Source organism: Neobacillus terrisolis (assembly GCF_051233475.1).
Taxonomy (GTDB): domain Bacteria; phylum Bacillota; class Bacilli; order Bacillales; family Cytobacillaceae; genus Bacillus_BU.
Window position 1 is genome coordinate 31,654 of sequence record NZ_JBKFGH010000036.1, and the last position, 16,881, is coordinate 48,534.

The 16,881-nt window shown below is 34.0% G+C and carries 9 protein-coding genes; all 9 read left to right on the plus strand.

Annotation, left to right across the window (positions count from 1 at the left end; all coding sequences use genetic code 11):
* The first annotated feature begins 41 nt into the window (after window positions 1-41).
* A complete protein-coding gene (locus ACI48O_RS19380; RefSeq protein ID WP_435563497.1) occupies window positions 42-1,166 on the plus strand; it encodes an acyltransferase in 1,125 nt (374 codons plus the stop codon).
* A 260-nt stretch (window positions 1,167-1,426) separates the two neighbouring features.
* Window positions 1,427-2,302, plus strand: coding sequence for a UTP--glucose-1-phosphate uridylyltransferase GalU (galU, locus tag ACI48O_RS19385; protein WP_435563498.1), 876 nt, complete (start codon window positions 1,427-1,429; stop codon window positions 2,300-2,302).
* Window positions 2,303-2,863: 561 nt separating this feature from the next.
* Window positions 2,864-5,440, plus strand: a complete 2,577-nt coding sequence (locus ACI48O_RS19390) for a YfhO family protein (protein ID WP_435563499.1) — start codon at window positions 2,864-2,866, stop codon at window positions 5,438-5,440.
* Between the two features lie 80 nt (window positions 5,441-5,520).
* A complete protein-coding gene (locus ACI48O_RS19395) occupies window positions 5,521-6,513 on the plus strand; it encodes a glycosyltransferase family 2 protein (protein ID WP_435563500.1) in 993 nt (330 codons plus the stop codon).
* 9 nt (window positions 6,514-6,522) lie between these two features.
* The gene (locus tag ACI48O_RS19400) at window positions 6,523-6,918 is read left to right on the plus strand and encodes a GtrA family protein (protein WP_435563501.1); all 396 of its coding nucleotides are present in this window, start codon (window positions 6,523-6,525) and stop codon (window positions 6,916-6,918) included.
* A gap of 297 nt (window positions 6,919-7,215) precedes the next feature.
* Window positions 7,216-12,714 (plus strand): PA14 domain-containing protein, encoded by a 5,499-nt coding sequence (locus ACI48O_RS19405; protein WP_435563502.1) that lies wholly within the window; start codon window positions 7,216-7,218, stop codon window positions 12,712-12,714.
* A gap of 273 nt (window positions 12,715-12,987) precedes the next feature.
* Window positions 12,988-13,140 carry a YwzD family small protein gene (locus ACI48O_RS19410; RefSeq protein ID WP_435563503.1) on the plus strand — a complete coding sequence of 51 codons (153 nt, stop codon included), beginning with the start codon at window positions 12,988-12,990 and terminating at the stop codon, window positions 13,138-13,140.
* Between the two features lie 430 nt (window positions 13,141-13,570).
* A complete protein-coding gene (locus tag ACI48O_RS19415) occupies window positions 13,571-14,899 on the plus strand; it encodes a glycosyltransferase family 2 protein (protein WP_435563504.1) in 1,329 nt (442 codons plus the stop codon).
* Between the two features lie 330 nt (window positions 14,900-15,229).
* Window positions 15,230-16,855, plus strand: coding sequence for a hypothetical protein (locus ACI48O_RS19420; RefSeq protein WP_435563505.1), 1,626 nt, complete (start codon window positions 15,230-15,232; stop codon window positions 16,853-16,855).
* Window positions 16,856-16,881: the final 26 nt, after the last annotated feature.

Genomic DNA, 16,881 nt, shown 5'->3' on the forward strand with positions numbered 1-16,881 from the left:
ATAATGTTATTGTTAATTGTATATTATGGAGGTATATTATTTTGAAAAAAGAAAAATTAGATGAGGTAGAGATATTCCGAGGGCTTGCATTTTTAGCAGTAGTGTTTCAACATGCAATGGCTTCAATCTTTTATCGGCCTGATATAAGTCTTGAAAATATTACAATTGGAACAACTTTTTTAGGATTAACAAGATTTGCGGTCCCTTTGTTTGTTTTTATTTCTGGTATTGTGTTGTTTTACAATTATAATGCAAAGCTAAATTATCGAAGCTTTTTGCAAAAGAGATTTATACAAATCATTATTCCTTATTTTTTGTGGACTGTAATTTACTTTTTGTGGGCAAGTCTTTTAAACGGTGTTGGTTCTTCTAGTACAGGGACCCAAGTTCTAACCATTGTTAAGCTTTCATTAACCGGTACAGGTTATTATCATTTATGGTTTATGGTCATGATTATCCCATTTTATTTACTCTTTCCAGTGTTTAGGATATTTTTATCAGGAAAGAGAAAATTTACTACAAATCTTATGGTTGTAACAGTTATTTTCTTAATGAATTTAGGTTTGGTCTATGCTTTATCAAGAGGAATGATGCATTCTGATAATCCAAACTTGGGCTTTATTTTTAATTATTTAGATCGTAATTTTATTTTTTGGATATTCTATTTTATATTTGGTGGTTTTGTAGGACTGTACTACCAACAATGGAAGGATTTTGTTCAGAAGGTTCGAATTTTGAGCCTGATTGGATTAGGAATATGTATGTATTTCATTTATTCCGATATAGCAAAGATTAATTTGAAATTAACAGGTGATAATTACATTTGGAGTGCAGGTGTAACCGGGCCACTAAAGCCGTTTATGATGATCACGATTATCCTATTAATCATCCTTGTGTTTTCTTTTTCAGCAAGACTGGTGCTAAAACAATCAAAGTTAACACAAATATTAAATACTTTTGGTAAATATTCGTTTGGAGCTTATCTCATTCATGCTTTTGTTTTACGTTTTACAAACCAGTTTTGTTTGAGTTATTTGGGAATGACTAATATATATTTCCAAACAATTATTTCGTTTATTTTTTGTTCTTTAATAAGCGTGGCAATATGTTTTCTAATAAGCAAAATAAAAATCCCATTTGGTGAAATGATGGTTGGAAAAGTATAAATAATAAATAGTTTAAACAGAGGAAAGCACTCTAAAGCCCTTTTCGGAAAGTGAAATGGGCTTTTATTATGGCTTTTTTTTGACTTTATTTGAAAAGACTTATTTTTCCATTGGGATAAGATAATAATAGGTTGTATAAATCGTTTTCTTATGAAATAATTTTTATGTCAAAAATACTGGTAATTGAGGAATAAACTAATATTGGTTTCTAATAATTAGTTAGGTAGTCCATCACAATATTGTATAAAGGGGAATTATAAGTGAAAAAAGTAAGAAAAGCGATTATTCCTGCTGCGGGACTTGGAACAAGATTTCTACCTGCTACAAAAGCTATGCCAAAAGAGATGCTCCCAATTGTAGATAAACCAACTATACAATATATAGTAGAAGAAGCTATTGAATCTGGAATTGAAGATATTATTATTGTAACGGGAAAAGGGAAGCGAGCCATTGAGGATCATTTTGATCATGCTTTTGAATTGGAGCAAAATTTGCTTGAAAAGGGAAAATTGGAATTATTAGAAAAAGTTCAAGAGACCTCAAAGATGGTAGACATTCATTACATAAGACAAAAAGAACCAAGAGGACTTGGACATGCAGTGTGGTGTGCAAGAAATTTTATTGGGAATGAGCCATTTGCCGTATTATTAGGAGACGACATTGTCCAAGCGGAAACGCCTTGTTTAAAGCAATTAATAAATGAATATGATCGGACATACTCATCGGTAATCGGGGTAAAAAGAGTTCCGGAAGATCAAACTAACCGTTATGGAATAGTAGATCCGATTGACCAGTTTGGACGGTCATTTCAGGTTAAAAATTTTGTTGAAAAACCAAAATTGGGAACAGCTCCCTCTGATTTGGCGATTATCGGAAGATATGTTTTTACACCTGAGATATTCATGTTTCTAGAAAAACAGGAGATCGGTGCAGGTGGAGAAATTCAGTTAACAGATGCCATACAGAATTTAAACCAAATTCAGCGAGTATTTGCATATGAGTTTGAAGGTATGAGGTATGACGTTGGAGAAAAACTTGGATTTATTGAAACCACAATTGAATTTGCGCTTAAAAACGAAGAGCTACGAGAAGATTTGTTGAATTTTATGCAAAGAAAGCTTGGATCTGCTAAATAAAGGAAAAAGCAAAAGAGGCTGACCAAAATTTTGTTGAAAACGACTTTTTGGGACTAGCCTTTCTTTTTTGTGAAAAAATGACCGAAATATATGCATGTTATGGCTAAAATTAAACAATAATAGGAGAGATTACGATAAAAGCAAGTGTATCGTATTAAAAATATTCCATTTTATTACAGAATTAAGTAGACCTCGAAAAAAATATTATTAAATATTGTATATTTTTATTACATGTGAAATAATTTCTGATGTGAAAATAACTTATAAAAGCAATTTATTTAACATGATATGAAGACACCCATTCTTCGTAATTGGTGTTAAAAGAGTTCTGGAAATTTCCGTTTTTCGGAAAAACAAAAGGTAGGTGCAGGTGGAGAAATACAACATACAGTGAGAACGAAATGATGTAGGTGAAAAATTTGGTTTTATCCAAATAAGATAGAGTTCGCACTTCAGAGTTAAGAAATAAGAGAGTATTATTATGTCGCACTGGTAAAAAATGACTTTTAATAATACGCCAATAAATTTCTAAAAACCCATCATCAATTAAGGGAGAAAAAAATGAATCAGGTATTAGAAAAATTAAACGGTAATAAATATATCGGAAATATACTGTCCTTTTTATTACCATTATTATTATTTGGTTTGATATTGGCACAGTTTGGAATATATCCTTTTGGCAGTAAGTCTATATTAATAAATGATCTTTATAGTCAATACGTTCAGTTTTATAATCGTTTATATGATGTGTTTTTTGATGGGAAAAGTCTATTTTATAGTTGGGAAGCAGGATTGGGCTTAAACTTCACAGGGGTAATCGCGTATTATCTATCAAGCCCATTATCATTATTCATTTTATTTTTTGAAAGAAACCATCTTCCTGAGGCTATCGTCTTAATTACTATTGTTAAAATAGGCTTATCAGGAACAACGATGTATTTGTTTTTAAATCAATTTAAAGTTAATGATAGAATGCAGCTACTTATATTTTCAACACTTTATGCTTTAATGACTTTTTCAGTAGCATATTCATTTAATCTTATGTGGTTAGATGGAATATACATGCTACCCTTAATATTAATTGGAGTAGAATTTTTGATTAAAAGAGGCAGGTTTTCTTTTTTTCTTATAAACTTAGCAATCACATTTATTGCGAATTTTTATATCTCTTATATGGTCGGGATATTCACCTTTTTTTATTTTTTAGTTCGTTATTTCTCAATTCATGACAAGGCTCCGATATCTTTATTTGTAAAAAGGTTTTTTTTATTTGGAATGTCAACAGCTATTGCGGCAGGATTATCAGCGTTTTTAATATTACCTACCTATATTGCTTTAAAAACCAATGCTGTGGAATCTGCTACACCCAAGCCATTACCAGGTATTCATATGTTTGACTTATACGCGAAATTTTTTAATAGTTCATTTGATTCATTAGTTGATGGACTTCCTAATATATATGTAGGCTTATTACCATTATTATTATTTCCTTTATTCTTTATTTCCCAAAAAATTAAACTAAAAGAAAAGGTTTGTTTCTTACTTTTCACTTTACTAATATATTTTAGTTTCCAAAATTCACAATTAAACTTTTTATGGCATGGAATGGATAATCCAAATTGGTTTCCTTTTCGGTATTCCTTTCTATTATCTTTTTTAACCATATTTCTTGGATTCCGAGTCTTTCTTGTGCTGGAAAAAAATGTTTGGCCATATGTAAAAGGGCTGTATTTATTTAATGTATTTTTTATTTTACTTTTTACAAAGCTTACTCCAGATGTCATTAGCAATAAAGTTGTTTTTGTGAATATTGTTATCCTAACTCTTTATGTTATTCTATTGTATTTCAAGCTCCATCCTCTTGGTCATAAAGGATGGATTCATGTCCTCATCATTATCGTAGTTTGTTTTGATGTCTCCTATAATTCTGCTAGTATCATTCGGGGACTCGATAGTCAATTCCAATATCAATCCCGAGAAGCCTATAAAGGGTCTTCAGATTATCAAAGAATGATTTCTTGGATTCAAAAGAAGGATCCTTCTTTTTATCGGATGGATTCTAGAAATTCGTTGACATGGAACGATTCAATGCAATTACAATATAAAAAAATGGATAGCTTTAACTCACTATCCAACAATGATATGAACCACTTTTTAAATGTATTAGGATACTCAACAATGGAAAGTGTCTTCATTGCAATGAATGGCGGAATTATTACAACAGATTCTCTGTTAGGTTTCAAATATATCGTATCAAGTAACCCTATTAAAAAGCATGGATATGAAATCAAACATCGAATTGGAAACCTTCAGCTATATGAGAATAAAAATGTACTGCCGCTAGGCTTTGTCCTTAACAATCAAAAAAGCATTGACTTCGTTGAAAAATTTGATAACCCATTCCAAAAGCAAAATGAATTATTTAAGGGAACTAGCACAAAAAACGCTGCATCTAATTTGTTTAAGCCGTTGGAATCGAAATACATCCAATATGAGAATCTTTCAGTTGTTAAAGAAGAAGATGGGCAAAGATTAATAAAGAAAGATAAAACAAAAAGTGCGTTTATTACTTTTTCATTTCCTGTTTGGAAAAAACAACAATTGTATTCATTATTTAAATTAGAAGGCATTTCTAATACGAATGTTTATGTGAATGACCATTTAATGAGGAAAAATTACCCTACTCCACATGATAACCGAGTTTTAGACTTAGGGTCATTTCAAAATGAAACGGCATTAGTGAAAATAGAGGTATTAACTGACGAGTTAAAGGTTTTTGATTTCTTATTTTACGCCGTAGATATAAATTTGTTTGAGGATAGAATAAATGAGTTGAAGTCCCAATCTTTGAAAATAGAGAATTTCTCTGATACGGGTGTTAAGGGAAATATTAAGCTAAATTCTGAAAGTGTCCTATTTATGTCAATTCCTTACGATGAAGGATGGAAAGCGACTGTAGATGGTAAGGAAACTGAAACAGTGAAACTAGGCGGATTCTTGGGTGTTGAATTAGATGAAGGAAATCACAGAGTTGAATTGCAGTATGTACCTCCAGGCTTCCGTACTGGTTCTATTATTTCGATTTGTAGCTTACTCTTGTTTTTAGGGCTCGCTTTTTTTAATAAAGGAAAAAGCTAACAAATTAAAGTGTATCGACATGCAAGTATATGATGAGATGGAACGTCTTTGTATTAATTAGAATGAAGGTGAGCTGTAATATGAAAAAAATTTCAATCTTAATTCCTGCCTACAACGAAGAAGAAGTGCTGCAACAATTGTATGACAGACTAAATAAAGTCATTAGTACAATTCCTTTTTATGATTTTGAAATTTTATTTGTCAATGATGGAAGTAAGGATAGTACTTTACAACAGATTAAATCATTAAGGGAAAAAGACCATAATATTTCCTATGTAAATCTATCGAGAAATTTTGGGAAAGAAACCGCAATGATAGCTGGGCTGGACTATGCTGCCGGTGACGCTGTGATTATCATTGATGCAGATTTACAAGATCCACCGGAGCTTATTCCAGAAATGATTAGATATTGGGAAATGGGATATGATGATGTCTTTGCAAAAAGAAGGTCAAGAGCGGGAGAATCATGGTTGAAAAAGACGACCGCTTCCACCTATTATAAAATTTTGCAAAAAATGACACGAATTCCAATCCAAAAGAATACTGGAGATTTTCGATTGCTTGATCGTCGCTGCGTAGAAGCCCTGAAGCAAATAAGAGAAACTCAAAGATATACAAAAGGAATGTTTAGCTGGATCGGATACAATAAAAAAGAAATACTATTTGATCGGGACCCTCGTGCTGCAGGGGAAACAAAATGGAACTATCTTAAGTTAATGGACTTAGCAATTGAGGGAATTACGTCATTTACAACGACTCCATTAAGAATATCCGCCATGTTTGGGTGTGTGATTTCCTTTTTTGCGTTTGTTTATATAATCTGGATTATTTCAAAGACTCTTTTATTTGGAGAAAATGTTGCCGGTTATCCTTCGTTGATGACTGTCATCCTATTTTTAGGTGGGATCCAATTAATTTCTTTAGGGATTATTGGGGAATATTTAGGAAGAATATTTAACGAAACGAAGAATCGTCCCTTGTACTTTGTGGATGAATACAATAATGAAAAGGTTCTAAATGACAGAAGAAATCAGAATGAAATTAGTCGTCGTGAACACACACCTGCAAAGTAGGAGATTAGCATGAAAAATAAAAAAGAGGTTGTAAATTATCTGGTGTTTGGAGTGCTTACCACTCTTACTAATATTGTCAGCTATGGTATTTTGGCAAAAATGTTCCATGTGGATTATAAATTGGCCACAACAATCGCATGGATCATATCAGTTCTTTTCGCCTTTATTACAAATAAGTTATATGTTTTTAACAGTAAAGAGACTAATCTTATTCTCATAACAAAAGAATTTTTATCCTTTATTATTTTTCGTCTATTATCTTACTTAGTAGATTTATCCTTAATGATTTTGATGGTGGAGTGGATGAATATTGACGACTTATTTTCAAAAGTAGTTGCAAACGTCGTGGTCGTTATTATGAATTATTTTGCCAGTAGGTATGTGGTTTTTAAAACGGCAAAATAATGAGAGTAATGGGATTGATATTGAAGTTATGCTGAAAGGCGAGAGCAACCATGGTTTCTCTCAAATGAGCCAGAATCAATAGTGTTGTTTAATAAGGCCTAATAATAAAAAAAGACAACTTTTTGTTGTCTTTTTTTATGTAATGATTTATATCATAAAATGGATTGTCTGTTTATGACAAAAAAGAGAGAAATAAAAGCTAAATTCTACTATAAATTATGCTATTATAATCCTAAAGATACAAACTTGTATCTTTTTATTATTTGAATACAAAAATATTAATATAGTAGGAGGGGTTTGACCGATTTGTTTGAAAACTTAATATATCGAAAAACGTTTGTTGGAATAATGGCATTGCAGCTTACTTTAGGGATATCAAGTACAGCCGATGCACAAGAGGCAATTTTTCAGCCTCCTAAGGGAACTGTTGTTCACTACAACTGGGGAAGCGGAAGTCCAACAGGAATACCTGCAGACCATTTCACTGGAATCTTTGATCAATCCGGGAATTATACGGCTGGAGATTATTTTGTTCAAACATTAGCAGATGATGGAATCAAAGTTGAAGCCGATGGTCAGTGGTTAATTGACCGTTGGTCAGATTCAGGTGGAACGATTGACCGTGCTCTTTGGACAGGTGTATCTGCTCTACTTCCGCACACGGTGAAAACTCACTATTATGAAAATGTTGGAAATGCAAGTGTATTTTCCGATATCGTTCCTTTTGATTCCTGGGTTGCTTATTATTATCCAAATACAAGCTTGTCAGGGATTCCAACTGCTGCTAAAGTAATTCAGCCAACAGCACGAAAAGGACTTTCTGAAAACTTTGGAGTATATAGTCCAGCTGTTGGCGTTCCGGCAGAAAAGTTCTCCGCTCGCTATACTACTGCGAAAAGGATTTCAGCAGGTGAATATATTCTCCGAGCGAGAGCAGATGACGGAATCCGGGTATATGTGGATGGGAAAGTGGTAATTGACCGTTGGACGGACAGTGTATTCAGAGAGGATGCGATTAAATTAGAAATCGCCGATCGCTCTCTGACAAGGCAAGGAGAGCAGGATGTGCACTGGATTGAGGTACAGTATTACGACTCTGTCGGTGAAGGGAAAGTAGAGTTAGACCTTGAGCCATACCAAAATGCAGTAGATGATTCTTGGTTGGCTGAATTCTATCCGAACACTTCCTTACAAGGTACCCCATATGTATTAGGTGGGAAAAACTCTATTAATAAAATTTCCAACATCGATTTTAATTGGGGTTTAGGTTCACCACATACTTCCATACCAGCTGAACGTTTCTCTGCAAGATTTACAAAACAAGTAAATCTTGAATCCGGTATGTATTTATTTAATGCAATGGCAGACGATGGACTAAGAGTTTGGGTCGATGATCAGCTTGTTATTGATTCTTGGAATGATTCAAACAGTGGTATTCGAAGCGGCCAGATTTCCTTGGGGAGCGGCCAACACATCATAAAAGTTGAGTACTACGAAAATGTTGGTGGTGCAAGTGTTAATGTTGGATATCAAAGATACACCAGTATGCCTGTTCAGATAGGTGGAACAGTTCATTACAACTGGGGGAGCGGAAGTCCAGCAGGAATACCTGCAGACCGTTTCACAGGGATATTTGACCAATCTGGGTACTACCCGAATGGAGATTATTTTGTCCAAACTATAGCTGATGATGGAATCAAGTTAGAAGCAGATGGACAGTGGTTAATCAACCGATGGTCAGATTCTGGAGGGGACATTAACCGCTCGCTTTGGACGAATGTATCCGGGTTGGAAAAGCACACAGTGAAAACACACTATTATGAAAATGTTGGGAATGCAAGTGTGTTTTCGGATATTGTTCCATTTGATACTTGGGTTGCATATTATTATCCGAATAAAGGCTTGTCAGGCGTTCCAACAGCGGCCAAGGTTATTCAGCCCACAGCACAAAATGGACTTTCTGAAAACTTTGGAGTCTATAGTCCGGCAGCTGGAGTTCCGGCAGAAAAGTTCTCCGCTCGATATACTACTGCTAAGCGTGTAGCGGCAGGAGAATATATTCTTCGAGCAAGAGCAGATGATGGAGTCCGGGTGTATGTTGATGGAAAGCTAGTAATCGACAGGTGGACAGATAGCGCCTTCAGAGAAGACGCGATTAAGCTAGGCATTTCTAATAACCCATTGGCAAAACAAGGGGAGCAGGATGTACACTGGATCGAGGTTCAGTATTTCGACACAGTCGGCGAAGGGAAAGTAGAGTTAGACCTTGAGCCATACCAAAATGCAATAGATGGTGCTTGGTTTGCTGAGTTCTATCCAAATACTTCCTTACAAGGTACCCCATATGTAGTAGGCGGAAAAAACTCTATCAATCAAATTTCCAAGCTAGACTTTAACTGGGGATTGGGTTCACCTCTTGCTTCGATACCTGCTGAACGTTTCTCAGCAAGATTTGTTCAAAAAGTAAATCTTGAGTCCGGTCTATACTTGTTTAATGCAACTGCAGATGACGGGCTAAGAATTTGGGTGGATAATCAACTTGTTATTGATTCTTGGAATGATTCAAATAATGGCATTCGAAGTGGACAGATTTCCTTGGGGAGCGGCCAACACACCATAAAAGTTGAGTACTTTGAAAATGTTGGTGGTGCAAGTGTAAATGTTGGTTATCAAAGATTTGCCAATATGCCTGTTCAGATAGGTGGAACGGTTCATTATAACTGGGGATCAGGTAGTCCTAAAGGAGTACCAACAGATCGCTTTACTGGAATCTTTGATCAATCAGGAAGTTATCCAAACCGTGATTATTTTGTTCAAACTTTAGCTGATGATGGAATCAAGGTAGAAGCAGACGGACAATGGTTAATCAATCGCTGGTCTGATTCAGGCGGAGCCATTGATAGAGCGCTTTGGATGAATGTTTCTGCAGCGGATAATCACACAGTGAAAACTCACTATTATGAAAATGTTGGGAATGCAAATGTATTCTCCGATATTGTTCCGTTTGATTCTTGGATTGCTTATTATTATCCAAACATGACCTTGTCAGGAATTCCAACAGAAGCCAAAGTAATCCAGCCTACCGTCCAAAACGGACTTTCTGAAAACTTCGGAGTCAATGCTCCAGCAACTGGGGTTCCGACTGAAAAGTTTTCTGCTCGATATACTACGGCAAAGCGAATACCTGCGGGCAAATATATCCTTCAAGCAAGAGCGGACGATGGAATCCGAGTATATGTCGATGGTAAGTTGGTTATTGACCGCTGGTCGGATAGTGCCTTTAGAGAAGATGAAATTAAGCTGGAAATTGCTGATCAAACTCAGGCAAAACAAGGGGAACAGGATGTACATTGGATTGAGGTTCAGTATTATGACAATGTAGGTGACGGGAAAGTCGAGTTCAACCTTGTGTCCTATCAAACTTCAATTGATAATACTTGGATTGCAGAATATTATCCGAATACATCTTTACAAGGAAATCCAATCGTATCTGGAGGAAAGTACTCGATTAACCCAATTTCCAAGTTGGATTTTAATTGGGGCTTAGGGTCACCTAATGCTTCAGTACCTGCTAATTATTTTTCAGCCCGATTCTCTAAAAAGGTAAATCTTGAAGCTGGAACTTATGTTTTTTCAGCAAAAGCTGACGATGGTATTCGAATCCTAGTAGACAATAAGTTGGTGTTGGATGCTTGGAATAACAGTGATGTTTTAAAAACGAAAAAAGAAGCTGTCTATTTACCTAGTGGCGAGTATACAATTGTTGTGGAATACTCCGAGGGTTATGGTAATGCCAATATCCAAGTGGATTATCAACAAATCTCGCCAAATAATATCTATTTTTCAAATAATGAACAAATTTCATTTAATTGGGGCAGCGGAGGCCCAAGCAGCTACTCACCTGATAACTTTGAAGCTGTGTTTGATCAAACACAAACTCTTTCCGGAGGAGACTATTTCGTTCAAACTATTGCTGATGACGGAATTAAGGTTACGGTTGATGGACAGTTAAAAATTAATCGATGGTCAAACTCGGGCGGCCAAGTGGATCAAGCATTGCTATTGAATGTTCCAGCAGGTGAACACAGCATTCTGACTAATTATTATGAAGACAAAGGGAATGCATTTGTCTACTCCAATATCGCTAAATTTGATACTTGGGTGGCTTCGTATTATTCGAATCCATCATTAACCGGAGAACCAGTTGCGGTTAAATTAGTTGAACCAAAAGACAGCAATAAGGCATTATTTGAAAACAATCTTGCTGCAAGTCCGGTTCCAGGCGTTGTGCCGGCAGACAATTTCTCCGCAATTTACAGAACTGCCAAAAGAATTAATGCAGGGGAGTATGTTCTGAGGGCAAGAGTGGATGATGGAATTCGTATTCTTGTCGACGGTAAGCCGATTCTTGACCGGTGGACACCTAACGGATCGACCGAAGATGCGGTTGCATTAACTATAACCGATAATGCAACTTCCAACATTGATGAGAAAAATGTCCATTGGATTGAAGTACAGTACTATGAGGGGACTGGAAACAGTAATGTAGAAGTCTTCCTCCAACCGATGAATGAGGTTGTAAATACCGATCAATGGGTTGGTTATTTATTCCCAAATATGACTCTTTCTGGAAAACCAGTGATATTAGGCGGAAATGGAGCACAATCTCCTCTCACTCAATTGAATTTTAATTGGGGTACGGATAAACCGCATAATTTAATTCCGGCAGATAAGTTCTCTGCAAGCTTTATCAAAAAAGCTTACTTTAATACAGGAAACTATCAGATTAAAACTATTGCCGATGATGGAATTAGGGTTTATGTCGATGGAGTATTAAAAATTGATTCGTGGGTGGATAGTGCAGCCAATTCAAAAGAAATCATTGTTTCATTAAGCTCCGGTATTCATGAAATAAGAGTAGAATACTATGAAAACGAAGTAGGAGCCAGCTTATCATTTGATATGATTCAGGTCTTCGCTACTTCATTTAAGGAAATTGACCTTAGAACAAGAGCTAATATTACCGCAAAGGAAATTGAGTATTTCTTTGATTTAAAGAAACAATCAAATAGCCCGATTAAAGCTCTTGCCCAATCGTTCATTGATGCTCAGGATAAATATGGAGTAAACGCTCAATATTTAGTTGCACATGCTATTTGGGAAACTGGTTGGGGAGGTTCTAATCTTAAAACCTTTAAAAATAACTATTTTGGTTATGGAGCTTATGATTCCTGTCCATTTACATGTGGCTACTATTTTCCTACTGGGTTAGATAGTATCAATTACGAAGCGTATATTGTAAGGAAAGACTATTTATCCGAAAATGGTTCATATTTTAACGGGCCAAACTTAGTTGGGATGAATGTAAGATATGCAACTGATCAAAACTGGGCAAATGGTATTGCTAACTTAATGCAACAGATGAAGCCGTTTGATGCGGGATATTACGCACAAACTCCTATTTTACAAGGGTCATCAGTTCCGGCACCTAGCTTTGGAAGGGATATACCAGCAGGTCAGCCATATCCTACTAGCATTATTATTAACTATCAGGATGAGAAATATGCAACGGTTGTTACAGATGGGTTGACGTTTAGATCGCTTCCTTATACCCAGTCTTCTACAATTAAATCCACCTTGAATGCCGGCAAAGTGGTAAGAGTGTTAGGTTATAACACTGATGTAAAATATGTACCTAATGATCCAAGTGCTTACCCCTATGATAAGCTCTGGTATAGAGTCCTGGTTGATGGACAAGAAGGTTGGTTGTATGGAGGAGGAATAAGCTTTAATTAAAAGGCTATGTTAAAGATTATTGTTGGATAATTTTTGGTTCATACGAGAGTACTATTGTTTCTCTCGAATGAACCAGAATCAACGGAGTTTTTTAACATATCCAAAAAAATAAAGTTTATAAAAATATTATTATTAATTGGGAACACTTATTCTGAAATGGGTGTTCCCATTTTTTTTCATGAAATGTTCATATTAAAATATTGGAGAATCATTTACTTATATTTGTATATTTTATAAACTGATATAAGGATTAATTAAAAGGGTGGTTACTTTATGGATAAGAAAATTACCAATGCTAATTATTCTAAGGGTGATTTTTATAAAATAATACAAAAAGCATACAATAAGGGATTAACGGATAAAGATATCACAGTTAAAAAAATATTAGATGAAATAAAGCGTGACTTAATGTTGATAAGATTATAAAATAAATGGGATATCAATTAATATATCTTTAGGGTTTCCTCATATAGATTAATAAATTATGAGCAATGCTATTCAAGGAATGAATTGTATTGTTTTTTTTATTAATTAAAAATGGTTAAAATCAATGGAGTATATTCTTTACACATTGGAAAAGTGTTTAGATTCTGGTGGTTGAATTATATTCCATATTGATTAAGCCTTGCAGATTTAATCTTGATATGATACTCTTTTCTTTGGGCAAAAAGGCTCCTCATCAATCTTATAGAGGATCCTGTAGTTCTTAATTTTGTTTATATTAAAATTTTATTTAAAATTATTGTCTATTTTGTTAATGTAGATTTAGTTTTGAATAGAAAATTCAAATTTTCATATATTAAATAAGAGGAATTGCCTTATTTCGATCTTGAGATATTAAAGCAGGGGGAGAAAAATGGATTTTTTAGTTGAAATATTTGTTAACATCTTTTTAGGGATTATGTTAGTCTTGGCTGTATACGTCAATGTTCTTGCGATATATTATGTAATTTTATCATTCTTTGGGTTTGGAAAAGCAAAACGCGATTATGATATCATAGAAGATAAAACAAGATTTTTAATTTTAGTTGCTGCCCATAATGAAGAAAAGGTTATTGGTTCAACAATAGATAATCTAAATAAAATCCGTTACAATAAGGACCTTTATGATGTTTTTGTTGTTAATGACAATAGTACTGATAGAACTGGGGAAATCTGTGAAGAACTAGGAATGAAATATATTAACACTAACGAAGGATTGTTTCCTCGGGAAGGTGTAGGAAAGCCAGCCGGGTTACAATACGCATTACGTTATTTAGGTTTTGATAAACTTCCTGAAAAGTATGATTGTTTATTGATCCTTGATGCAGATAACCACGTTGATCCAGATATTTTAACTGAATTAAACTCTCAGTATGTTGCTAAAGGTGAACCTGAAGCTATTCAAGCTTATCTTGATTCAAAAAATTCCGCGACGAGTCTTTCTTTAGGTTATGCTATGAGTTACTATATTCAAAATCGATTCTTCCAGTTAGCAAAGTATCGTATTGGATTAATAAACTCAATTGGTGGAACAGGCTTCATTGTGAAATTAGATTATTTAATGAAACACGGCGGCTTCAGTTTCCGGTCTTTAACAGAGGATATTGAGTTGGAACTTGAAATTGTAAAAGATAATGGAAGAGTATTATGGAATCACTTTGTTCGAGTTTATGACGAAAAACCAGAAGATTTTAAAATCAGTATTCGTCAACGGACAAGATGGTCGCAAGGTCACTGGTTCGTGGCTTTTACCAACTTTAAGCCAATGATGAAAAAGTTGCTTACTGAAAAAGGCAAATTTAAAACAACTGACCAACTTTTTTATTTGTTTGGAATGGCAAAAGCAGTTCAATTAAGTATTGTATTGATTGGTGTTTTGGTATCGGTGGTATATAATATGATTGCAGCAGATTTTGGTGAAATTCCAGAACTTGCTAGTCGGATAACACCTTTATTATTTGGAACAAGTATCTTCTCATTAATTATTTTCGCTTATCAATTTATTTTCATGATGTATTATGCGATTAAGGTCGATACAAAGCAGAAGTTCCGATTCTTTCATATGATATTTTCTATTTTTTACTACGCATATACCTTTATTTATGCACAAATTGTCGGATTAATTAAGTGGAGACACCAACATACTTGGGTGAAAACGGAACACGTAAAAACAGCTGTTCATCATAAAAGACAAAAATCTTAATCAAATTTATACTAAATACAAGATTAGATAAAAAGTGGAGGACACGTCATAGTGCCTCCCTTTTTGTTGGGTATAAATATCGGATGATACCGTTTTCGATGGAAAAGAAAAATAATACATAACCATATTTTTAAAATAAATTTTAATTAATAAAATTTTTAAAAGCAATTTAGAAAAAAATAATTTATAATAGAACTCGTTAGTTTTGTTTTAAAGGTAAGTTGGATAAAATAGTGGAGTGATATTCCTTCATTAAGAAATTATCATGGCTTAATTTAAAACACTTCTCATCTATAATATTTAAAAATAAATGGGGCGTTAGAAAATAAAATGTATAATCATATTAAGGAATTAATGCTGTTAGTGGGTTACTCTATAATAGTCTTTATGGCATCAATTGAGATATTTTCTTGTATTATCTTTTTTACAGGTTTATCCCTAACTAAAGGGACTTTTTTGGCTGCATTTGTTGCAACTATTATTTTTCTACGTTTAGTTTTAATGTATAAAAAAGAACCTATACAGTATTATTACTGGAACTTTGGGATCATTATTGGAGTCTTTTTAATTGGAGGTATATTTGTTTTACAGTTTTATGATGTATCATTTGATGGTCAATCCTATCATCAGGAAGCAATTTATCAATTATCAAATAAGTGGAATCCTTTTTTAGGTGGCCCTGTACAGGGAGTTTCTGAAATTTGGATAAATCACTTTACCAAAGGTCCATGGATTCTATCAGCAGCGCTCTATGAAATAACAGGTTTAATTGAAACAACAAAAGTTTTTAATTTCACAATACTTATTGCATCTTTTTGCATTTCTTTCTATACAGTATCAAAGATTTTTCCAAAGCAATTTGGAAAACCGATGATCGTTTCATTCTTATTAGCATTTAACCCTGTTACTTTAACTCAACTAACTAGTTTTTACGTGGATGGACAAGTTTATTCACTATTCCTTATTATTTGTTGTTTAGGTTACTTAATTTATAAGGAAAATGGAATATGGGAATTAGTAATGCTATGTTTGTCAGTTGTTTTACTTATTAATACTAAATTTACAGGTTTACAATATTTTGTCATCATTTTTCTAGCCTATTTGTTTGTTTTGTTTTTATTTAAAAAGAGTGATGTTATAAAGCGTATTACTATACCTGTTCTTGCTTCATTAATTTTTTCAATTGCTTTTATTGGGTATAATCCGTATGTAACAAATACTGTAAACCACGATCATCCTTTTTTTCCATTAGCGGGTGAAGGATCCATTGATATTATAACCCCTAATAGTCCGGCAAATTTTGTAGGCAGTAACGTAATAAAAAATATAGCTAGATCTCTACTTTCAAAATCAGATAACCCTATTGCACCTAGGAATAGTGAGGTAAAAACACCATTCACGCTTGATGAAGAAGAATTAAAAGTGTTTATATCTCCAGATGTACGTGTAGGTGGTTTTGGTCCATTGTTTGGAAGCGCGGTGCTATTTTCAGTACTAGTCTTTTTAATTACTCTTGTCTTTGAACGGAAAAAAACGTGGTACGCAATCATTTCTATGGCGATTATCCTTTTGTCGATCGTAATAAAATCAGCTGCATGGTGGGCAAGCAATACACCACAATTGTGGATTTTGCCTATAATTATTGCTATTTTTGCATTCCTAGCAAAAAATAAAATATCAATCATGATGGGCTGGCTCCTTATTGCGATTCTGTTTACAAATACCATCCTAGTTTCTAGCTATCATTTTTCTAGTCAATATCAATTAAGTAAGCAAGTGGATTCACAACTTGATGAATTAGAAGAGCAAGGAACAAAGGTTAAAGTAAAGTTTGGAAATAGTAGTTCAAACAGAATAAGATTTATTGAACGAGATATTGAATATGAAATTGTTGATAAAATACCTTGTGAAAATAAACAGTCTTTTCCGCAGTCAGATACCGAGTATTGTAAATAATATTTGCAAACGAAAGAGTTATTTTA